Source organism: Acidithiobacillus sp. AC3 (genome assembly GCF_050261095.1).
Taxonomy (GTDB): domain Bacteria; phylum Pseudomonadota; class Gammaproteobacteria; order Acidithiobacillales; family Acidithiobacillaceae; genus Igneacidithiobacillus; species Igneacidithiobacillus copahuensis.
Genome location: NZ_CP189838.1, coordinates 2,168,715 through 2,186,140 on the forward strand (window position 1 = coordinate 2,168,715; position 17,426 = coordinate 2,186,140).

Genomic DNA, 17,426 nt, shown 5'->3' on the forward strand with positions numbered 1-17,426 from the left:
ATCCGGATGAAGATCCCGAAGCTCTCGACCTATCGCGACCTCCTTCCCCGTTTACGCGTCAACTTCGTCACCGCTTTGCTGATCTGGTTCGGGGTGTTCTGCGGCTATTATTTTTTCAGCCGCGGTCTCGATCCGGTGCCCGGGCCGCTGGCAGCGAGCCTCGTCAACTGGGATGCCAAGTGGTACCTGGATATTGCGCAGCACGGATACCAATATGTGCCGGGCTCGCCGGCCGGGCAGAACATCGTGTTTTTCCCCCTGTACTCCCTGATCCTGGCGCTGCTGGGCAAGATCCTGCCCTTTTTCGCGCTGGCCAATATCGGCATTTGGCTGGCGGCGGGAAGCGGAGTCCTGTCGATCTTCCTCTTCCATCGCTTCGCCCGCGAGAATCTGGAAGAGCCTGCAGCCAATGCTGCCACCTGGTTCTACGCCCTCTCTCCGGCGGCCTTTTTCTTTGCCAGCGATTATCCCACGGGCCTGATGAATGTTCTGGCACTCCTGGCACTGCTTACCTGGCACAGGGAAAGACCAGCTCTGACTGCCTTCTGGCTGGGCCTGGGCAGCGCCAGCGGCCCGCTGATGGTGTTCTTTGCCTTTGCCCTTTGGTCGATATTGGCCTGGCAGCGTTGGCAAGAACGGTCCTGGCGGAGCTTGGGGGGGTCAGTGCTCCTGGGGTTGTTTGCCAGCAGCGGGCTCATAGCCTTCATCGTATATCAGTATGTGACTTTTTCTGCGCCACTCGCCTTCATCCATGGCCACGCTTCGTACCTGGGTGAACTATCGCCGCTGCAAAAGCTCACCAACATTGTTCACCTGTACCCCTTCTCTGGCGCCGACTACACACCTCTCTGGCAGGCACTGGCAGGGGAAGTCACCGCCCTCAATCCGGCGCGTTCGGTATATTTTTTGATGAATGTGGTCGTCCTCGCCGGCAATCTGCTTGCACTGCTCTACTTCGTCTGGCGCCGCGCCTGGGCCTGGGCCTGGATTGCGCTGGTGCTGGTGGGCGCCTACCTGTGGTTTCAGGGGGCCTCCCAGGGACCTGTCTCCACCTACCGGCTCTTGTATCTGAATTTGCCGCTCTTTTTACTCGGTGGCCAGCTCTGGCAATGGCGTCCTCGCTGGGGCTACGTTGCCCTGGCCCTCAGTGCCGCTGCGCTCTTTTTGCAGTCTGCTTTTTTCGCTTCTGGTCATTGGGCGTTTTGAGAAGGGATGAGGGCTCCGAATATCCTTCAGACTGATCTAGGGGACAGCCGCGTCCACATTCCGGTTGGCCTGCTCCTGCCATAGCCTTGCTGACTGCGCTGTTCGTCCACAAAGGACTTTAGCGTTTCCGGGAGCGAGATGTTCATCGTGCTCGTGGCTTGATTGTGGGTTCTTTGGCAAGATTCGAATTCCAGTACGACACTTACCTACGTTTGCCATATATTATTTCTATATGACAATAGACAGGCTGACGAGCACGCAGCAGCTTTACAGTGGCATACAAGCCAAAGCTACCGCGAAATTGACAAATCTTCTGCTCTCGCCTAGCTTATAAAAAAAGGCGATGAAGTCCGCCTCGAACCGCCCCCGTGGCTAATGACTTCTACCACATCCCCGCAAAAAGGGGTGGTAGATTGTCTTTTGTAGGCAGGGGGAGGTGCTCATTGAAGGATATTGTCTTGCAGGTGGCGCAGGTCTTGACGGTCCTGTTGCTCTCGCCTCTCCTGCACGGATTCATCGCCAAGATGGAAGAGAAGGTCCAGCGCGGCCAGGGTCCATCCATCTTCCAGCCCTATCGGGATCTCTGGAAGCTTTTCCACAAAACGCAGTTGGTGCCGGAAACGGCGACCTGGGTCTTTTTCTGGGCGCCGGTGGTGGCTTTCGTGGCGATGATGATCGTGCCCATGCTCATCCCGGTGCTGACCAATTTCCCCCTGCCCCTTTCCGATATGGGAGACATCCTCGGCGGTGGTCTGATCCTGACCTTGGGGAGCTTTTTCATCTTGCTCGCCGGGCTCGACACTGGCCAGCCCTTTGGCGGCCTGGGATCGAGCCGGGCCGTGATGCTGGGCATTCTGGCGGAGCCGACGTTGATCCTGGTCTTTGTCGGCATCACCTTTCTCGATCATTCGATGCTGCCCTTTGTCGCCAATCACCTGCTGGCACAGAACCCAGTAGCGTACTGGAGTCCGGCCCACATCTTTCTGGTCCTCGCCTTCATCATCCTGCTGACGGTTGAAACCGACCGTCTACCCATCCATTCCACCATCCCCTATGAAATCTACATGATCGACGAAGCGCGGATACTGGAATACTCCGGGCCGCTACTGGCGCTACTGAAGTGGGCGAGCTGGATGAAGCAGTTCATTCTCTACACCATCTTTCTGAATGTCTTCCTCTTCCCGTGGGGCCTGTCGGTCAGCGGGGATTTTGGCTCGGTACTGCTGGCCCTGCTGGTCATCCTGGCGAAATATGCTGCCGTGGGGCTGTTCATGGTGATGGTGGATACGGTGCAGTCGCGCCTGCGTTTCTATCGCTATCAGGAGCCGCTGGCCCTGTCCTTTCTCTTTGCCGTACTCGCCATTGTGGCGGACCAACTCTAGGAGCCTGCCATGCTGATCTTCCATCTGGGCCCCCTGGCAACGTCGCTGTTCAGCCTGCTCGCCATCCTCGCCCTGGTGCTGTCTTTCGTGATGCTCGGTTCGCACTGGCTGAAAAATCATGTCTATGCCTTTGCCGCCGAGTCCTGGGTGATCGCCGCTATCTCGGCCTCCATCGGCTATTACGGGCACTACCCGGAGCTCTACATCATCGCTGTCCTGTCGGCGCTCTTTCGCGGCAGCCTCCTGCCCTATCTGGTCTTGCGCCTGGTGAAGCGCCTGCACATCAATCGCGAATTCACGCCCTTGCTCAAGCCCTCGTCGAGCATGCTCTTGGGGGCAGCTTTGGTGATTTTTTCTTATGAGGTGGCGCGGAAGCTGGGCGTTTCCCTGCATCTCACCGACAACATCGCGGTACTGGCACTCACCTGCATGTTCAGCCTGAAATTGATCGGCTTTTTGATGATGATTCTGCGCTCCGAGGCCATCAGCCACATCCTCGGTCTGCTGGTCATCGAAAATGGTATCTTCCTCGGCTCACAGATCATTGTTCCTGGCATGCCGGCACTGCTGGAGCTGGTCATTATTTTCGATCTGGTCACTATCGTCATGGCCTTTGGCATGCTGGTCCGCTTCCTGCAGAGTCACGCCGGGACCACCAGCAGCCGCGGCCTGCAGAAACTGGTGGGCTGAGCATGGTCAACTTCAACGCCCTGATCGCCGCCTTGTGGATCGTGCCATCGCTGGCAATTGTTGCCATGCTCGCCATTCGCCGTCCTGCCTGGGGAGAGTTCCTCAATCTGGCCAGCGCCCTGGTGGTATTCGGCCTGACCCTGACAATTCTGGTCGCCGCCCCGAATCACGCCGTAGTCACCGCCAAGCAGTATATCCTCATCACGCCACTGGGGGCCTGGGTGCTCTTCTGCGTTGGCGTCGTCTATCTCCTGGCCTCGATCTACGCCATCGGCTACATGCGCCTGCTACCGGAGGAAAGGCCGCGTCTGCACAAATTTTACGCGCTGCAGGCAGGTTTCGCCCTGACCATGCTGATCGCGCCATTGATGAACAACCCGGGCATTTTCTGGATCGCCATCGATTTCACGACCATCGTCAGCGCCTTTCTGGTGGGTTTCGAACGCGAAGCGGAGTGCATCGAGGCGGCCTGGAAATATCTGATCGTGGTCTCCGCGGGTCTGGCCCTGGCCCTGCTCGGTATCATCCTCTTTTATTGGGGCGGGACCTTTACCCTCGGACCTACCTATGCCCTCACCTGGGAGAACCTGCGCCTGACGGCTCCAAAGGTGCCAGAAGCGCTGCTGTTTTTCTCGTTTCTGCTCACCCTCGTCGGTTTTGGAACGAAAGTGGGTCTCGCGCCGATGCATACCTGGCTGCCCGATGCCCACAGCGAAGGTCCGGCCCCCGGCTCGGCGATGCTTTCTGGCGCGCTGCTCAATATTGCCCTGCTCGGCATTTATCGTTTCCTTTCCATCGTCGACGCCGGGGGATACAGCCTTATGGGCCACACGGCGCTGCTGGTACTGGGGGTCATCTCTCTGGCAGTAGCAGGGCTCTTCATCGTGCGCCAGGATGGCGCCAAGCGCATGTTCGCCTATTCCTCCCTGGAGCACATGGGCGTGTTGGCCATGGGCTTTGGCTTTGGCGGGCCGATCGCCTTCGCCGGGGCCATGTACCACATGATCAACCACTCACTGACCAAATCCCTCATGTTCTTCGGTGCCGGCAACATGATGCGCGCTTACGAAACCAAGTCGATGAGCCAGATGCGCCGGGTTCTGCGTTACTATCCCTTTTCCGGCGGCGTCTGGCTGCTGGGGGCAGTGGCGATTACCGGGGCGCCGCCCTTTGGTCTCTTTTTGTCGGAGATCACCATTCTGCGTGGCGGCATCCTGAGCGCTAACCCTTGGGCCGTATGGGTGATGGCAGTGTTGCTGATCCTGATCTTTACCGCCTTCCTGAATCACTTTCGGCGCATGATCTGGGGACCAGAGCCAGAATCCGGCAAGGAACCGACCCTCAAGTTATCGTTGTGGAACATCCTGCCCATGCTGCTGGCCTTCGTGCCCATACTGGTGCTTGGCCTGTGGTGGCCCGATGGCCTCTGGAACTTCTTTCAACATGCCTTTGCGGTGGCGCCATGAGTACGTCTCCCTTCAACCCTCAACTCGAAGTCCACGAGATCACGGCTGACGCCCTCGAAAGCCGTGCGCAGGACTGTCTGCAGCAAGGCATGCGCTTCCTCATGGCCTGGCATGACTGGGAAGAGGACGATGTCTGTGTCTTGCGCTATCTGCTCAGCCGTCCGGAGAACCCACAGTTTCTACTCTTGGAGCTGCGTGCCTCACGACAGATCCCTTCCCTGGCGAAGCTGGTCCCGCTGCTCGGCTGGTACGAGCGGGAGATGCAGGAACTGGGTGGAGTGGAGTTCCTGGACCACCCCGAACCCTATCCCTTGGTGATTCACGAGGGCTACCAGCTCGCCGCAGCCCCCCTTGGCCCGCAATACAGCGGTGAAAGCATCGCCGGCGCCTATGCCCCCCCAACCATGCCCGAGGTTGCCAACGATCAGGTGCAGGACCTCTATTGGGGGCCGGTGCGGGCGGATTTCGTGGAGACGGGAGAATTTCATTTCTCGTACATCGGCGAAGCGATCCTCCATTATCACCCGCGCCTCTTTTACAAGCATCGGGGCCTGGAAAAGCGCTTTCAGGGCATGTCCGCGGAGTCGGCCGTGTTCCTCGCCGAGCGCGTATCTGGCGTGGGCAGCGCCTGCCATGCCTTGGCCTACTGCCAGGCTGTCGAGGCAGCCTGGGGCATCGAAGTGCCGTGGCGGGCACAGTTGCTGCGGGTGATCATCGTGGAGCTCGAGCGTCTTTACAACCATCTCCATTTCTTCGGGCTGCTCGCCAAAACCACGACGCTCAAAGTCGGCTCGGCCACCGGTCTGCTTCTCGAAGAGCGGGTCAAACAGCTGAACGGCAAGCTCACCGGCTCCCGTTTCCTGCGTGGGCTGCTCTGCGTAGGCGGATTGCGCCGCGATCTCGCTGCCGAGCATCTGGCCGGCAATCTGGAGAGCTTCATTTACGAAGCCGATGCCTATCTGCAAGACCTTCACGATACTGCCACTCACCTCGATCGCCTCATGGGTACGGGGGTGCTGCCCAAGCAAGCCGCCTTCGATCAGGGAGCGACCGGCCCGGTAGCGCGCGCCTCCGGTCTCGATCGAGATCTGCGCCGTGATCATCCCTATGCGGCCTACCCCAAACTGCGCTTCAACGTGCCGGTGCGCGAAAAAGGCGATGCCATGGCCCGTGCCGAGGTACGCGCCGAATCGTTGCGTGAGGCGTTGGCACTGATCGTGCAGGCATCAGGCCGCCTCAAACCGGGGCCGGTGCGCGCCGACTTCGCCATCCCCGACGGCGAGCAGGCGGGGCTTGGTTGGGCAGAAAGCCCGCGCGGTTCCCTGTTGTATGCCGTGCGTATCCGTGCGGGGAAACTACAGCGGGTGAAGATCAAGTCGCCATCGTTTTCCAACTGGCGGGTCTTTCCCCTCACCGTACACGACACCAACCTGATGGACTATGCCATCAATGAGGCCAGTTTTGGTTTGACCATTGCTGGTTGCGATCGCTAGGGGGACGAGATGCCATTCTGGACCTGGACAGGAATCAAGAACGGTGTTGCCAGCACCCAATGGCCAGCCCGTGGGCCAGACGGTCAGGAGGGAGTGCTGGGGATGCCCCGCTGGCAACCCGAGCGCTGCGCGTCGGACTGTCAGTCCTGCGCCGATGCCTGCCCAACGGCGGCCATTCACCGCGAAGGCGACGGCATGGGCGTGGATTACGGGCGCTGCATCGTCTGCCAGGCCTGTGTCGAGGCTTGCCCAGAGGAGGCGATGCTGCCCTCGGGGGACTGGGCCTTTGCCGTGCGTGAGCGCCAGGACCTGCACTGGCAGGCGGCGCTAAACAGCCCTGCCGCCAAGGACTTGCAAAAAAAAGTCGCGCGCAGCCTGCGGCGCAGCCTGCACATCAAGCACGTGGATGCCGGCTCCTGCAATGGCTGTGAGTCGGAAATCAGCGCCCTCGACAATCCTTTTTATAACCTGCATCGCCTGGGGATCTTCTTCACCCCCTCACCCCGCTTTGCCGATCTGCTGCTGGTAACCGGACCGGTGACCGCCCCCATGCGTGACCCCCTGCTGGCCACCTGGGAGGCCATGCCGGAGCCTCGCATGGTACTTGCCGTCGGCACCTGTGCGGTCTCCGGGGCACCCATGGATGCTGGCTATGCCGGCGGGCATGGTCTGGACGGCGTGCTGTCAGTGGACGTCTGGTTGCCTGGCTGCCCGCCCAATCCGGCGGCCCTCATCCATGCCCTGCTCCTGCTCCTGGAGCGGCAGCCACAGTGGGTGGAAGGAGGTCATTATGTTGACTAGTTTCGCCATCGCCGTTCTGTTCCTTCTGCTGACGATTCCCTTGGGGCTGCTGCGTCTGTCGGTTCTGGCACGGCTGACGGTGCTGGCCGGCAGCATTGCCATTGTGGTGGGCAGTGCCCTAGCCTTACCCCAGTCTCAGCAAGCGGCAGTGCTCTGGTCCTTGAGCGCAAAGCAGGTGCGCTGGATGCTGCAACCGGCGGCGGCCTGGCTGCTCTTTTTTGGGGCGCTGGCAGCCGTTGCGGCCTTTCTTTCGCCTTGCCGGGCGCGCCGCCCGCATCTGTGGTATGCCGGCGCCGCAGTTGCCTTGCTGGGCAGTCTCGGCGTAGCCGGGCTGCAGGAAGGCATCGCCTTTTTAATCGCCTGGGAATTCCTCAGCTTTGGCGGAGCCATTCTGTTGCTGGCGGATCGCGGCGAGGCCGTGGAACGTTCGGGGCTGGCCAATCTCTACATGCTGGCCTTGCTGGAAATCGGGGCGGTAGCCCTGCTGCTCTGCGTGCTGCTGCTTGGTGCCAGCGATACGCAGTTTTCCACTTGGGCCGCAAGCTGGGCGCAGTACCCCAATACTGCCTTCGGCATCGCCGTGCTCTTTATCATTGGTTTTGGCGCGAAACTGGGCCTGCTGCCCTTTTACGAATGGTATCCGGGAGCCTACGGCAGCGGCACCGGCGCTTCCGGAGCCCTGCTTTCCGGTATCGTGTTGAATGTGGCATTTTTTGCCCTGGGACGGGCCATCCTCGACTGGCTGCCCATCGGCTCAGCCACCAGCACGGGCATCCTGCTCGTCGCCGTCGGTACCGTATCGTCCATCCTCGCTATTCTCTACGCCTTTCAGCAGGATGATTGGCGTCGTCTGCTCTCCTTTTCGACGGCAGAGAATGCTGGCCTGGCCGTGGTGGCGCTGGGTGCTGCCTCGCTCTTTCGCGCCGAGGGCTTTGTCGCACTGAGCACCCTGGCCTGGACCGTAGGCCTGATTCACCTGGGGGGCCATAGCCTCGCCAAGGGCAGCATGATGCTGTCTGCCGATCGTGCTGCCGACGTCAAGGATGACTATCAGATCGCACAAAGCCGGATACTGGCCCTGGCCCCCTGGACACTGGGTCTCGGGGCGGTACTGGGGGCCATGAGTCTGGCCGCCATGCCCCCCACCGCTGGTTTTGCCGGCGAGTGGTATCTCTTTCAGACCGTCTTTCAGGACTTCCATTTACACAATACCGCCGCACGGATTGCCCTTGCCCTGGGCGGAGCCGGACTGGCGCTGACCGCCGCCATCGCCCTGGCGACCATGATCAAGGTCTTTGGTGTCGGACTCTTGGGCGGTGGGGGGGCGCGTCGGCGTCCTGGCGGCACCTGGCCCGTCCTCCTGTTGGGTCTTCTCGTTCTGCTCTATGCCGTGGTCCTGCCCTGGAGCCTGCACTGGCTGCGCTTTGCCCATTGGCCAGCTGACCCCCAGGCCGTCCAGGCCATGACCCAAGGGCCAATTCTCATTCCGCTACGCTTTCACTTTGCCTTCATTTCGCCGCCCTTGCTCTTGCTGGTGGGGCTGCTCTTTGCCTTGCTACCCGTAGGTCTCATCGTTTGGGGCCATTTGCGACAAGGCCGGCGACGGGTACCGGTCTGGGCCCACGGCCTGCGTCAAGTACCGGCGCAAAATGCCGTCACGGCGCTTGCCTTCGCCAATGCCCTGCGGGTGTTCTACAGCTTCGTGTATCGGCCTACGAACGATCTGCAGCGGCAACATCGCGGGCGGGAATATTTTGTGCGCGAGCTGCATTTTAATTACAGCGAGGCACCATTTTTTGGGCCGTGGCTCTTTCGTCCCGTGGTGAGGCTGACACAGATTTTGGCAGACCGCATCGGACTCGCCCTGCAAAATGGCTCATTGAATGCCTACTTAGCATATATCGGTCTCTTGCTTTTGGTGATTTTTGCCAGTGTTTTTTATGTTTGAGGACAAGGAGAAAAATAGATGTTCGCCACGTTTGGGTTCATAGCGCTTTTTGCCATTCTTGGCGCCTGGGCCCGCTATGGACAGTCGCTACTGGTGCAGACCGTGTTTGGCCGAAACTTTCCCTGGGCCACCCTCAGCATCAATGTGATGGGATGTTTCATCATGGGATTCCTGTTTTTCGAAACCTTGGAGCGCATTTCCCTGAGCCCCGAGTTGCGCACCGGCATGCTCACCGGCGGCCTAGGGGCCTATACCACGTTTTCCACTTTTTCGCTGGAGACGTTGGTGCTCTTCGAAAATGGCGAACCGGTGAAGGCGTTGCTGTATATGTTCTCTTCCCTGTTTTTATGTGTGGCGGCGGCCTTTGCCGGTGCCTGGATTTCGCGCAGCATCTGAGAGGTGAAGCATGACGACGGTATCGGTAGTACGCGTGTACATCAAAGAGGGTGACAAACACGACGGGCACAATCTCATGGAAGAGATTTTTCGCATGCTGCATGACCAATACAAGGTCCATGGCGTAACGGCCTTCCGGGGCATTGCCGGCTTTGGCAGCAAGGGTACGGTCCATGCCGATGACGTGCTGCGACTGAATGTGCATCTCCCCTTGGTTCTGGAATTTTTCGACGAGCCGGAGACCGTGGATGCGGTCATGCCGCGCCTGCAAGAGCTGGTGCCCGCCAACCACATCCTGCGCTGGGAAGCGGAGTGTGGCTGCTAGTGAACCACCACTACTGCCCACTCTGCTACGCGGAAATTCCCGTCGGCAGCCAGATCTGCCCGGCTTGCGGGCGGGACATCGAGGCGTGGGAGCGCAACACCCCCTATTTTGATCGCCTGGTCTGGGCGCTGCGCAATCCGCACTCCGAGGTGCGCATGGGCGCCATCCTCAGCCTGCAGAATCAGGGTCGGGCAGAGGCCGCCGTCCCCCTCGCCGAGTGTGCCCTGCAGTCCGACGTGGATGTGGTACAGGGTCTGGCGGTGGTAGAGGCCATCACCCGCTTGCCCAACGGCGCGGAAAAGTTGCAGGCACTTTCACTGCTCGAAAAGCATCCCGCGCACAGTGTGCGGGAAGCGGCCCAGAGCACGCAAAACAAAGGAGGCTCAGCAGCATAGTCGTTCCAACACGGCAAAAACGCGCAGCCTTCCCTATACTGATAAGGCGCATACGATGCGTCACCCGCTAGATTTTCGGAAATTTTGATACAAGGAGAAGCGAGTGGATCTACGTAAAAACTTTCTTGACCATGTCAAAAATGGCCTCAACGGCCATCCGCTACCGCTACGGATCATTTTCTGGGACGATCACAGCTACGATTTTGCCGACGAGCCCATCGTCACCATGCGGCTCAAATCCGCCAAAATCATCACCAGCCTGCTCGTGGGGAGCACCCTGGATGTGTTGGGGGAGGCCTATGTGCAAGGCGAGTTGGATCTGGAGGGACGCTATCAGGATATCCTTGCCGTGGCCGAGGGCCTGAGCAATGCCTTCCCCAAGAAAAAGTCTTCAAAAACCGGCCTCATTCGCAAGGCCCTGCACAGCAAGAGCAAGGACCAAGAGGCCATCCACTATCACTACGATGTCTCCAACGACTTCTATCAACTCTGGCTCGACCGCAACATGGTCTACTCCTGCGGCTACTTCAAAACCGGCGAAGAAGACATCGACACCGCCCAGGAGCAAAAACTCGACCACATCTGTCGCAAGCTACATTTGCAGCCGGGCGAGAGACTTCTCGACATCGGCTGCGGCTGGGGCGGGCTGCTGAGCTGGGCGGCACGCCATTATGGCATACAGGGCGTGGGCGTGACCCTGAGCGAAGAGCAGTATGCCTTGGCCAAGGAGCGGATGGAGCGCGAGGGCCTGGCCGACAAAGTCGAGATCCGCCTGCAAGACTATCGGGACATTCCCGAACGGGAATACTTCGACAAGGTCAGTTCCATCGGCATGTTTGAACATGTGGGGCGCGCCAAACTCCCCGAATATTTCGACGTCATCCAGCGGGTGCTGAAGGAAGGCGGCTGGGTCATGAATCACGGCATCACCGCCGCCAGTCAGGATGACGAGGGTGGTCATCACTCCGGTAGTGACTTCATCGACAAATACGTCTTTCCCGATGGCGAAATTCCCCATTTATGGCGGGTGGTACGGGACATGGCCGGAGCCAATCTCGAAGTACTGGATGTCGAAAACTTGCGCCCGCATTACGCCCAGACCCTCATCCACTGGGTCCGGCGCCTGGAGGCACACAAGGAAGAAGCCATTGCCATGGTCGGCGAGACCCGTTACCGCATCTGGGCCATCTACATGGCCGGCTGCGCCTACGGCTTCTGGCGCAACTGGTCGGCCCTGCACCAGGTGCTGGCGGTCAAACAGAGTGGCGAGGAACTGACCCCGCGCCCCTGGGAGCGACGCTACCAATATGTCGACAACGACCCCTTCCGTCTGGCCGAGCCGGAGTGGGGGGATCTATGAAGCACGAAAAGATCCGCTCCATCACCATGGTCCGGCATGGGGAGACGGAATGGTCGAAAAGCGGGCAACACACCTCCAGCACGGATATCGATCTCACCGAGGAAGGGCGGGAACAGGCAAAGGCTCTGTGGACCCACTTTGCCGAGGGGGAACACCATTTCGATGGAATCTACACCAGTCCGCTGCGACGGGCGCGGCACACCGCCGTGCTCGCCGGCTTCGCGCCAGAGGCCCACGAGGCCCTGTACGAGTGGCGCTACGGCCGCTACGAGGGCAAAACTACCCCGGAAATCCATCAGGAAAATCCCGACTGGACCATCTTTCGCTGCGGTGCACCCGAGGGCGAGAACGGCGAGCAGGTGCAGGAGCGCTGCCGGCAGCTGCTCCAGGATTGGGAGGATGCAGGACACGAACATGTCCTATGCTTTGCCCACGGCCACATTCTGCGCGCCCTTGCCTGTTGCTGGCTGGGGCTGGGTCTGGAATTTGGCGACCATTTACATCTGGATGCCGCGAGCATCTCCCGACTGGGCTGGGAGCATACCAGCCCGGCCATCGTCTTGTGGAACCAACGACTAGCCTGAGATAGCGTCAATCCACGAACACAGTTCCGGACACGCTGTACTACACTTATCTTGTGTCAGACAGAAAGGAGGCATTGCCCATGAAATTGGTAGAATCTCCCTCCGATACCTTGCGTATCGAATTTGCCAAGAAAGACCTCAACAAGATCGTCGAGCCGATCATCAAAAATGCCGAGCAGTTTTCCGCCGTCCCGCTGGATATGGTCTATTTGCTTGGTGAGCAGGACTACCGTATCGACGACCATTTCCAGCAACCGAAAGGCGTGTTTGATTGAGGAGGCCCGTATGAAGATCATTCGTGAAGATGCAGAGAGTACCACTCTGGAAATGAGCATGGAAGAAGCGCAGGAAATTGCGGCGCAACTGGACAAGAATGCGAAAATCGTTGGCGCCGCGGGTGCGGAACTACGGAAATTGTTGCCCGATCCCGTGCCCAGCGCAGGCGGAACACCTCGTTATGAGTATGACGAACCAGAGGACTTGCGGTAAGGATGAGAGAGTAGCGGATACACAAAGGGAAAAAATATGGGAGCCAAAACCTGGATCCTGGTGGCCAATGGCAGCAGCGCCAAACTCTACCAGCGACATACTTCGTTGCAGATGCCGGAATATTTGCGCGCCTGGAGCCACGAGGACAGCCGCAAACACGCTGCGGATCTGATCGCCGACAGCGCCGCTGGTCGCAGTCAGCAAAGCTTCGCCCACGGCGCTCGCCCGGCCATCGAACCCCAGAGCAGCCCCAAGGAAAATGAAAAGCAGGATTTTGCCGCCGAGCTGGGCAGCTTCCTCAACGAGGAACGCAAGCAGGGTGCATTCGAGGCGCTGATTCTGGTTGCCTCACCCGAGTTTCTCGGCCTGCTGCGCGAGGCGCTGGATCATCCCAGTCAGGCAACCCTGACACTCAGCGTCGCCAAAGACTACACCCATGCCAGCGCCGAGGAGCTGCTGCGGCATATCAACGAGCATCAGGAAAAACCCTAGGGACGTCGGTACGCCCCACGGTGCTGTTAGCAAAAGCGGAATCGTTGGCCAGAATGTCCACTGCGGGTAACACGGCAGTGCCGCCAGTACTGGGACGATCGCACGCATTTGGCAGCGCCCTGTAGTGAGCGGTGATCGGTTCCGTCTTTCTACCGTCCGAATACCTGCATACCTGCGCTTTTACCGCTCGGTCAGAAACAGCTTGCGGATAGCCTGCCTTTAACCATGCCTTTAACCTTGCCTCACGAAAAAGGTGCCATTAAACTTATAACTGATAAACCTATCGGTAACCCTCCCATATGGGAACTTCTGACTGCTGACCACCACTGGGATTTTTATTGTTTTTGTTGCAGTGTCATACTTGATAAGCCTTATCGGCCTCTCACCGCTATCATCTATAGAGAAAAAGTCATATTCAAATCCGATGGAGCTTGTTAGACCTGACTCTGTCTTAATCAGTTTTTTGTCTTGGAGCGAATTTTCTGCGATTTCAACCACCCTTATGGACTCATAATCGAGACTGGAGCCCAGGATTGCTGTCGACCGAAGCAGATAGACTTTCCCCTTCTCAGTATTGACATCAAAAATTCCCGTCACAATTCCGCCAGGATCATTTTTTCCCCTCTCCTCACTTTCCGTGTAAATTTTTCCGTTTTTTCCCATAAACTGATAAACTGTATCAAAAAAGTGCATTGTACCGCCCAGTTCCGTATCCCAAGTATAGGCGCGGACCTCTCCATCTTTCGAGGTTGAAATGTACATGAATTTTTTTAATTCGGTATATTTAGAAGAAAGTGATGAAGGCATTTTGACAGAATCAAGAAGCTTTTTTCGAAAAGCTTGGTTTTCTTTTTCTAGCAGCCCATCCTGGCGATAATCGGTAGACAACTTTTGAATTTTTTTGAGATATACGACAAGCTCTTTCTCCATTTCAGAATTGTTCCCACCATACGCCACAGGAGAGATGAAAAAGAACACAATAACGGTAGCAAAAAATAACCTGATAATACTAATCATCACATAGACCTTCCTATTATCTGGATATTGGTCGGCGCTCACATTTTCCTGACAATAACCTTACCGCAGGGTTGACATAAACTTCTCTCCCAGAGACAGAAGAAAAACGTCTTTTTCCTACATACCGTCCCCCGCTTCATTGGTGGAAGCGCCCCAGTGCTGGTACGGGGGTGTTGATTTTCGGCAAGGGCAGGCGACAGGCATCCCAATGACCGCCCGGACAGGGCAGGCGATAGGCGGTGATGGGCATGGGATACTGACGCCAATGCTCGCATACACCGGGTTTGTTACAGGCTACATCCATGCCCAGGGCATCCGCTGCCGCCCAGGCCTGTAGCCCCGGAAGGATTCGCGCAAGCTGGCCCGGATCGCGCACAAAGAGCCGAATCCGTGCGTCCTTGGGCAGGGCAGTCTTCCCTTCTCCTTCATAATACAGTTTGTCCACCAATGCGAGGGCAAAGACTTTGCCCTGTGCACCGCTGAACAGTACCGACTGCAATTGGGCGTTGTGGGGCTCAAATCCCCAGCTGATGGTCAAATCTTCTGCCAACGGCGCGTAAGGCAGGGGGCTGATGCTCAACCCACGGATGGCGCGCTGCTCCAGCGTCTGCCCATCATCCAGTCGCAACGAGCCTTCCTTGCCCAAAAAGGCTTCAAAGGCCTCCCGCGTCACTCCAGGTGCGGTATACCGCTTTTCAATTCCGGCAAGTTGACGTGAGCGCTCCCCCATCACCTGGACCACACAAGGCCCATTCTTGCCACAGGCAATGAGCTTGCGCTCATAGGGCCCCTGGGTATCGATAAGGGCTTTGCAGTAGGGAGTGTTCTTGCCCGCCTGCAGTAAATCCCGACGAAAACTCCCTTGCACCGTGCTATCCAAAAGCGACGGATTATCCACCCAAGCTTTCGGTTTGTAGTTATAGTCTACCCAACAGACGTTTTGGAAAGGCGTTTGGGGATCCTTGTTGCAGAGCTCGGAAAATGCGTCGTAATTGTATTTCGACAGCGCCAACGCAGGGCAGTCGTATTTTTCGGGTACTGCCGCCCAGGAAACACAGGCGCCAGCGGCCCAAAGCAACGCCCCCGTAGCCAGCAGCGTATTTTTTAGGCGTCCATTCGCCTGCTTCATTTTTCCACCGCTGTTTTTTTCATAACACTCCCTTCTTCATCATCCTTCCATTCCCTATTGCAGCGTCACACGGATACTCATCACGCAGAAGCGCTTTGTTACAGCCCAGACCGGCGCACCGGCCGACGGAATGCGTTCACTGCCAGAACAGTCCGGGGGACAGCATGTTCTGCAGCGCCGGCAGGTTGAGAGGGCAGCGCTGGACCTGCACCTGGCCCTGTCCATGACCATTGCAATCCAAAGCGTAGGCCTTTATGGGGAGAGGGGCCCGCAGCGCCGATGCACAACGATCGCTGTCCTTACCGGGACATTGCTGGTTGAAACCCAAGACGTCCGCGGCTGCCCAAGCCCTGACAGCTGGCAGATAACGCTCCAGCATCTTCGCGTCGCGCACAAACAGATTCAGATGCGCCTGCTGGAGCTTTCCTTCTCCCGTTCCCGCCAATAGCAGGCCATCGGCCGTACCCAGCAGTTGCAGGTGCCCTTTGGCGTCGGTAATGGCCAGGGATTGTACGGAGCCATCACCCTGTAAAAAACCCCAAAACAGCGTGCTGCCATCCGCAAAGGTTACGTGCGGCAGAGGGTACAGGTCGAAGCCTGCCATCACCCGCTGGCCCAGGGACTGAGCCTTGCCGTTCCGGCCTGGAAACACCCGACCATGGGTCCAGTGAACAATCTCCTCGTCCGGCAGATTCTTTTCCAGCGACCGGGTCAGGGCGATCAATTCCTTGTGGCGAGCCTTTTCGACGCGCATTATACAGTGCACATCCTGACCGCAGGCATCGCGCCGGTCCAGGTACTCGCCCTGCTCTTTGACGATACGCTGCTGCTCCGGGCTATTCAGCGCCGTATTCTGCAAAGCACGATAATACAGGCCGGTGACGTACATATCTTCCTGCAATAATCTTGCGCTGAAACTGTCTCCATCTACTTTTCCCGTTTTTTTTATATTTTCGTCAACTAAGTCACATGTAATTTCCTCCGCAGGACGCTTGTCTTTAGGCCCACAAGAATTAGGAGTTATATATGGTAATTGATCTATGGATTGCACCTCAGCATAAGCGCTGACAGTCCACCCAAACCCAAGATGAACAAAATGACCTCGATGCCCAACCGGCTCTGCCACTCTATAGAACTCATAACCAGAACCTCCGAGAATTTAATAATACGATCTGCTTAGGCCTGTCTTCTCTACTGCCTGCAACAGGACCATGGAAAGAGGGCGAGAAGCCAGAATGCGAGACCTAGGCGTTTCATTCATTCCTCCCTGAGGAAAACTCACTGAACAGGGCAAAACAGCGCCGCTGCCGGGTAGGCCCTTCCCCCTGCATCAAACGTGCTTGCCGATCCTATTGCCAAAACAGGCTCATCTCCTGAAGGCTGCCTTTTGCTCCGTCTCCCGGCACAGCGCAGGCCGCCACCAGCCGCTTCTGACGGCAGCGCAGATCGTAGACCGTCGGTGGCGGCACGTCCGCCAGGGCACGCGCACATACAGACTTGTCCTTGCCCTCGCAGTCACGGGAAAACCCAAGACTGCTGGCCGCCGCCCAGCTGCGCAGGATGCCCAATACCGCAGAACTCCGCCGGGCATCCGGCAGAAACACTCGGAATTCCGGCACAGATTTCACTGTAGAGGGGAGTTGGGAGCGATAGAGATGGTCGGCCGTGGCAAGGGCCTGCAGATGGCCATCGGGTCCCAGCACAGCCACCGATTGCACCATGGCGGCGTGTGGCGCAAATCCCCACTGTACCGTGCGGCCATCGGCGAGGGTGACCTGACGCAGCGGATAGATGCTGAAACCCTCTACCAGACGGTCATACAGGCTCTCGCGCCCGATCTTCCAGCCCTTCGTCAGACGTTGCATCTCGGCATCCGGCAGAGGCTTTTCGAGCTTTCTACGCAAGGCGTTCAACTCATCCAGGCGCCTCTTTTCTGCCCGCAAAATACATTTCAGATCGTTGCCGCAGTCGTCCCTGCGATCGAGATAGGCCTTTTGCTCGGCAATCATGGCCTTCTGCTGCGGGCTGTCCATAGGCAAATCCTCCAGGACATGGGTATAGGCCGATGCTACATATCCGTCGTATTGAACTGATTCTTCTATAATTTTCTCTAACGCTGGCTTTACATGATGCTCTTCCATCGCCTTACATATGACGTGCCAAGCGCTAGGTCCTTCCGAACAACCATCATAGACCTGTGTATAGGGCAAATCCTCGACGGATTTTGCCCAAGCGGTATTTGATGCCAGCCAT

The 17,426-nt window shown here is 58.0% G+C and carries 19 protein-coding genes and 1 riboswitch; of the genes, 15 read left to right on the plus strand and 4 right to left on the minus strand.

All coding sequences use genetic code 11. From position 1 onward, the window contains the following. Positions 1-6: 6 nt before the first annotated feature. The 15 genes from ACQAYK_RS10925 (at position 7) to ACQAYK_RS10995 (ending at position 13,027) form a co-directional block, all read left to right on the plus strand. Complete coding sequence (locus ACQAYK_RS10925; RefSeq protein ID WP_483167583.1) at positions 7-1,206, plus strand: mannosyltransferase family protein; 1,200 nt, start codon at positions 7-9, stop codon at positions 1,204-1,206. 330 nt (positions 1,207-1,536) lie between these two features. Beyond that, a riboswitch (Fluoride riboswitch) is annotated at positions 1,537-1,598 on the plus strand. 51 nt (positions 1,599-1,649) lie between these two features. Then, entirely contained in the window at positions 1,650-2,588 is a 939-nt protein-coding gene (locus ACQAYK_RS10930; protein WP_483167584.1) for a respiratory chain complex I subunit 1 family protein, read from the plus strand. A 9-nt stretch (positions 2,589-2,597) separates the two neighbouring features. After that, positions 2,598-3,278 (plus strand): hydrogenase, encoded by a 681-nt coding sequence (locus ACQAYK_RS10935; RefSeq protein WP_483167585.1) that lies wholly within the window; start codon positions 2,598-2,600, stop codon positions 3,276-3,278. A 2-nt stretch (positions 3,279-3,280) separates the two neighbouring features. Continuing rightward, positions 3,281-4,744 carry a proton-conducting transporter transmembrane domain-containing protein gene (locus ACQAYK_RS10940; protein WP_483167586.1) on the plus strand — a complete coding sequence of 488 codons (1,464 nt, stop codon included), beginning with the start codon at positions 3,281-3,283 and terminating at the stop codon, positions 4,742-4,744. Continuing rightward, positions 4,741-6,237 carry a hydrogenase large subunit gene (locus tag ACQAYK_RS10945; RefSeq protein ID WP_226827836.1) on the plus strand — a complete coding sequence of 499 codons (1,497 nt, stop codon included), beginning with the start codon at positions 4,741-4,743 and terminating at the stop codon, positions 6,235-6,237. Before ACQAYK_RS10940 ends, ACQAYK_RS10945 begins: the two co-directional genes overlap by 4 nt. 9 nt (positions 6,238-6,246) lie before the next feature. Then, positions 6,247-7,038: an NADH-quinone oxidoreductase subunit B family protein gene (locus ACQAYK_RS10950; protein ID WP_215873080.1), complete on the plus strand. Its 792-nt coding sequence runs from the start codon at positions 6,247-6,249 to the stop codon at positions 7,036-7,038. Continuing rightward, complete coding sequence (locus tag ACQAYK_RS10955) at positions 7,028-8,986, plus strand: proton-conducting transporter transmembrane domain-containing protein (RefSeq protein ID WP_483167587.1); 1,959 nt, start codon at positions 7,028-7,030, stop codon at positions 8,984-8,986. The genes ACQAYK_RS10950 and ACQAYK_RS10955 overlap by 11 nt, the downstream gene beginning before the upstream one ends. Before the next feature lie 18 nt (positions 8,987-9,004). Continuing rightward, a complete protein-coding gene (crcB, locus tag ACQAYK_RS10960) occupies positions 9,005-9,382 on the plus strand; it encodes a fluoride efflux transporter CrcB (protein ID WP_483167588.1) in 378 nt (125 codons plus the stop codon). 10 nt (positions 9,383-9,392) lie between these two features. Then, positions 9,393-9,707 (plus strand): DUF190 domain-containing protein, encoded by a 315-nt coding sequence (locus tag ACQAYK_RS10965; protein ID WP_483167589.1) that lies wholly within the window; start codon positions 9,393-9,395, stop codon positions 9,705-9,707. Beyond that, positions 9,707-10,102 (plus strand): HEAT repeat domain-containing protein, encoded by a 396-nt coding sequence (locus ACQAYK_RS10970; protein ID WP_483167590.1) that lies wholly within the window; start codon positions 9,707-9,709, stop codon positions 10,100-10,102. The genes ACQAYK_RS10965 and ACQAYK_RS10970 overlap by 1 nt, the downstream gene beginning before the upstream one ends. Before the next feature lie 103 nt (positions 10,103-10,205). Next, positions 10,206-11,462: an SAM-dependent methyltransferase gene (locus tag ACQAYK_RS10975; RefSeq protein ID WP_215873085.1), complete on the plus strand. Its 1,257-nt coding sequence runs from the start codon at positions 10,206-10,208 to the stop codon at positions 11,460-11,462. Continuing rightward, entirely contained in the window at positions 11,459-12,046 is a 588-nt protein-coding gene (locus ACQAYK_RS10980) for a histidine phosphatase family protein (RefSeq protein ID WP_215873086.1), read from the plus strand. Before ACQAYK_RS10975 ends, ACQAYK_RS10980 begins: the two co-directional genes overlap by 4 nt. Positions 12,047-12,126: 80 nt before the next feature. Then, positions 12,127-12,321: a hypothetical protein gene (locus ACQAYK_RS10985; RefSeq protein WP_215873087.1), complete on the plus strand. Its 195-nt coding sequence runs from the start codon at positions 12,127-12,129 to the stop codon at positions 12,319-12,321. Positions 12,322-12,331: 10 nt separating this feature from the next. Continuing rightward, positions 12,332-12,535, plus strand: a complete 204-nt coding sequence (locus ACQAYK_RS10990; protein ID WP_215873088.1) for a hypothetical protein — start codon at positions 12,332-12,334, stop codon at positions 12,533-12,535. A gap of 36 nt (positions 12,536-12,571) precedes the next feature. Beyond that, entirely contained in the window at positions 12,572-13,027 is a 456-nt protein-coding gene (locus ACQAYK_RS10995) for a host attachment protein (protein WP_483167591.1), read from the plus strand. Between the two features lie 231 nt (positions 13,028-13,258). On the opposite strand, the gene ACQAYK_RS11000 is transcribed toward ACQAYK_RS10995, so the two are convergent. From ACQAYK_RS11000 to ACQAYK_RS11015, 4 genes are all read right to left on the minus strand, one after another. Next, the gene (locus tag ACQAYK_RS11000) at positions 13,259-14,086 is read right to left on the minus strand and encodes a hypothetical protein (protein ID WP_483167592.1); all 828 of its coding nucleotides are present in this window, start codon (positions 14,084-14,086) and stop codon (positions 13,259-13,261) included. Between the two features lie 94 nt (positions 14,087-14,180). Next, positions 14,181-15,173 (minus strand): hypothetical protein, encoded by a 993-nt coding sequence (locus ACQAYK_RS11005; protein WP_483167593.1) that lies wholly within the window; start codon positions 15,171-15,173, stop codon positions 14,181-14,183. Between the two features lie 136 nt (positions 15,174-15,309). Next, entirely contained in the window at positions 15,310-16,062 is a 753-nt protein-coding gene (locus tag ACQAYK_RS11010) for a lysozyme inhibitor LprI family protein (protein WP_215873283.1), read from the minus strand. Positions 16,063-16,522: 460 nt separating this feature from the next. Continuing rightward, positions 16,523-17,206, minus strand: a complete 684-nt coding sequence (locus tag ACQAYK_RS11015) for a lysozyme inhibitor LprI family protein (RefSeq protein ID WP_483167594.1) — start codon at positions 17,204-17,206, stop codon at positions 16,523-16,525. Positions 17,207-17,426: the final 220 nt, after the last annotated feature.

Excerpts from the sequence above, each read along its gene's own strand:
- ACQAYK_RS11010 (WP_215873283.1), bottom strand. The coding sequence starts at position 16,062 with ATGTACGTCACCGGCCTGTATTATCGTGCTTTGCAGAATACGGCGCTG.
- ACQAYK_RS10965 (WP_483167589.1), top strand. The coding sequence starts at position 9,393 with ATGACGACGGTATCGGTAGTACGCGTGTACATCAAAGAGGGTGACAAA.
- ACQAYK_RS10995 (WP_483167591.1), top strand. The coding sequence starts at position 12,572 with ATGGGAGCCAAAACCTGGATCCTGGTGGCCAATGGCAGCAGCGCCAAA.
- ACQAYK_RS10990 (WP_215873088.1), top strand. The coding sequence starts at position 12,332 with ATGAAGATCATTCGTGAAGATGCAGAGAGTACCACTCTGGAAATGAGC.
- ACQAYK_RS10950 (WP_215873080.1), top strand. The coding sequence starts at position 6,247 with ATGCCATTCTGGACCTGGACAGGAATCAAGAACGGTGTTGCCAGCACC.
- ACQAYK_RS10940 (WP_483167586.1), top strand. The coding sequence starts at position 3,281 with ATGGTCAACTTCAACGCCCTGATCGCCGCCTTGTGGATCGTGCCATCG.
- ACQAYK_RS10955 (WP_483167587.1), top strand. The coding sequence starts at position 7,028 with ATGTTGACTAGTTTCGCCATCGCCGTTCTGTTCCTTCTGCTGACGATT.
- ACQAYK_RS10945 (WP_226827836.1), top strand. The coding sequence starts at position 4,741 with ATGAGTACGTCTCCCTTCAACCCTCAACTCGAAGTCCACGAGATCACG.
- ACQAYK_RS10985 (WP_215873087.1), top strand. The coding sequence starts at position 12,127 with ATGAAATTGGTAGAATCTCCCTCCGATACCTTGCGTATCGAATTTGCC.
- ACQAYK_RS10935 (WP_483167585.1), top strand. The coding sequence starts at position 2,598 with ATGCTGATCTTCCATCTGGGCCCCCTGGCAACGTCGCTGTTCAGCCTG.
- ACQAYK_RS11015 (WP_483167594.1), bottom strand. The coding sequence starts at position 17,206 with ATGGACAGCCCGCAGCAGAAGGCCATGATTGCCGAGCAAAAGGCCTAT.
- ACQAYK_RS10980 (WP_215873086.1), top strand. The coding sequence starts at position 11,459 with ATGAAGCACGAAAAGATCCGCTCCATCACCATGGTCCGGCATGGGGAG.
- crcB (WP_483167588.1), top strand. The coding sequence starts at position 9,005 with ATGTTCGCCACGTTTGGGTTCATAGCGCTTTTTGCCATTCTTGGCGCC.
- ACQAYK_RS11005 (WP_483167593.1), bottom strand. The coding sequence starts at position 15,173 with ATGAAGCAGGCGAATGGACGCCTAAAAAATACGCTGCTGGCTACGGGG.
- ACQAYK_RS10925 (WP_483167583.1), top strand. The coding sequence starts at position 7 with ATGAAGATCCCGAAGCTCTCGACCTATCGCGACCTCCTTCCCCGTTTA.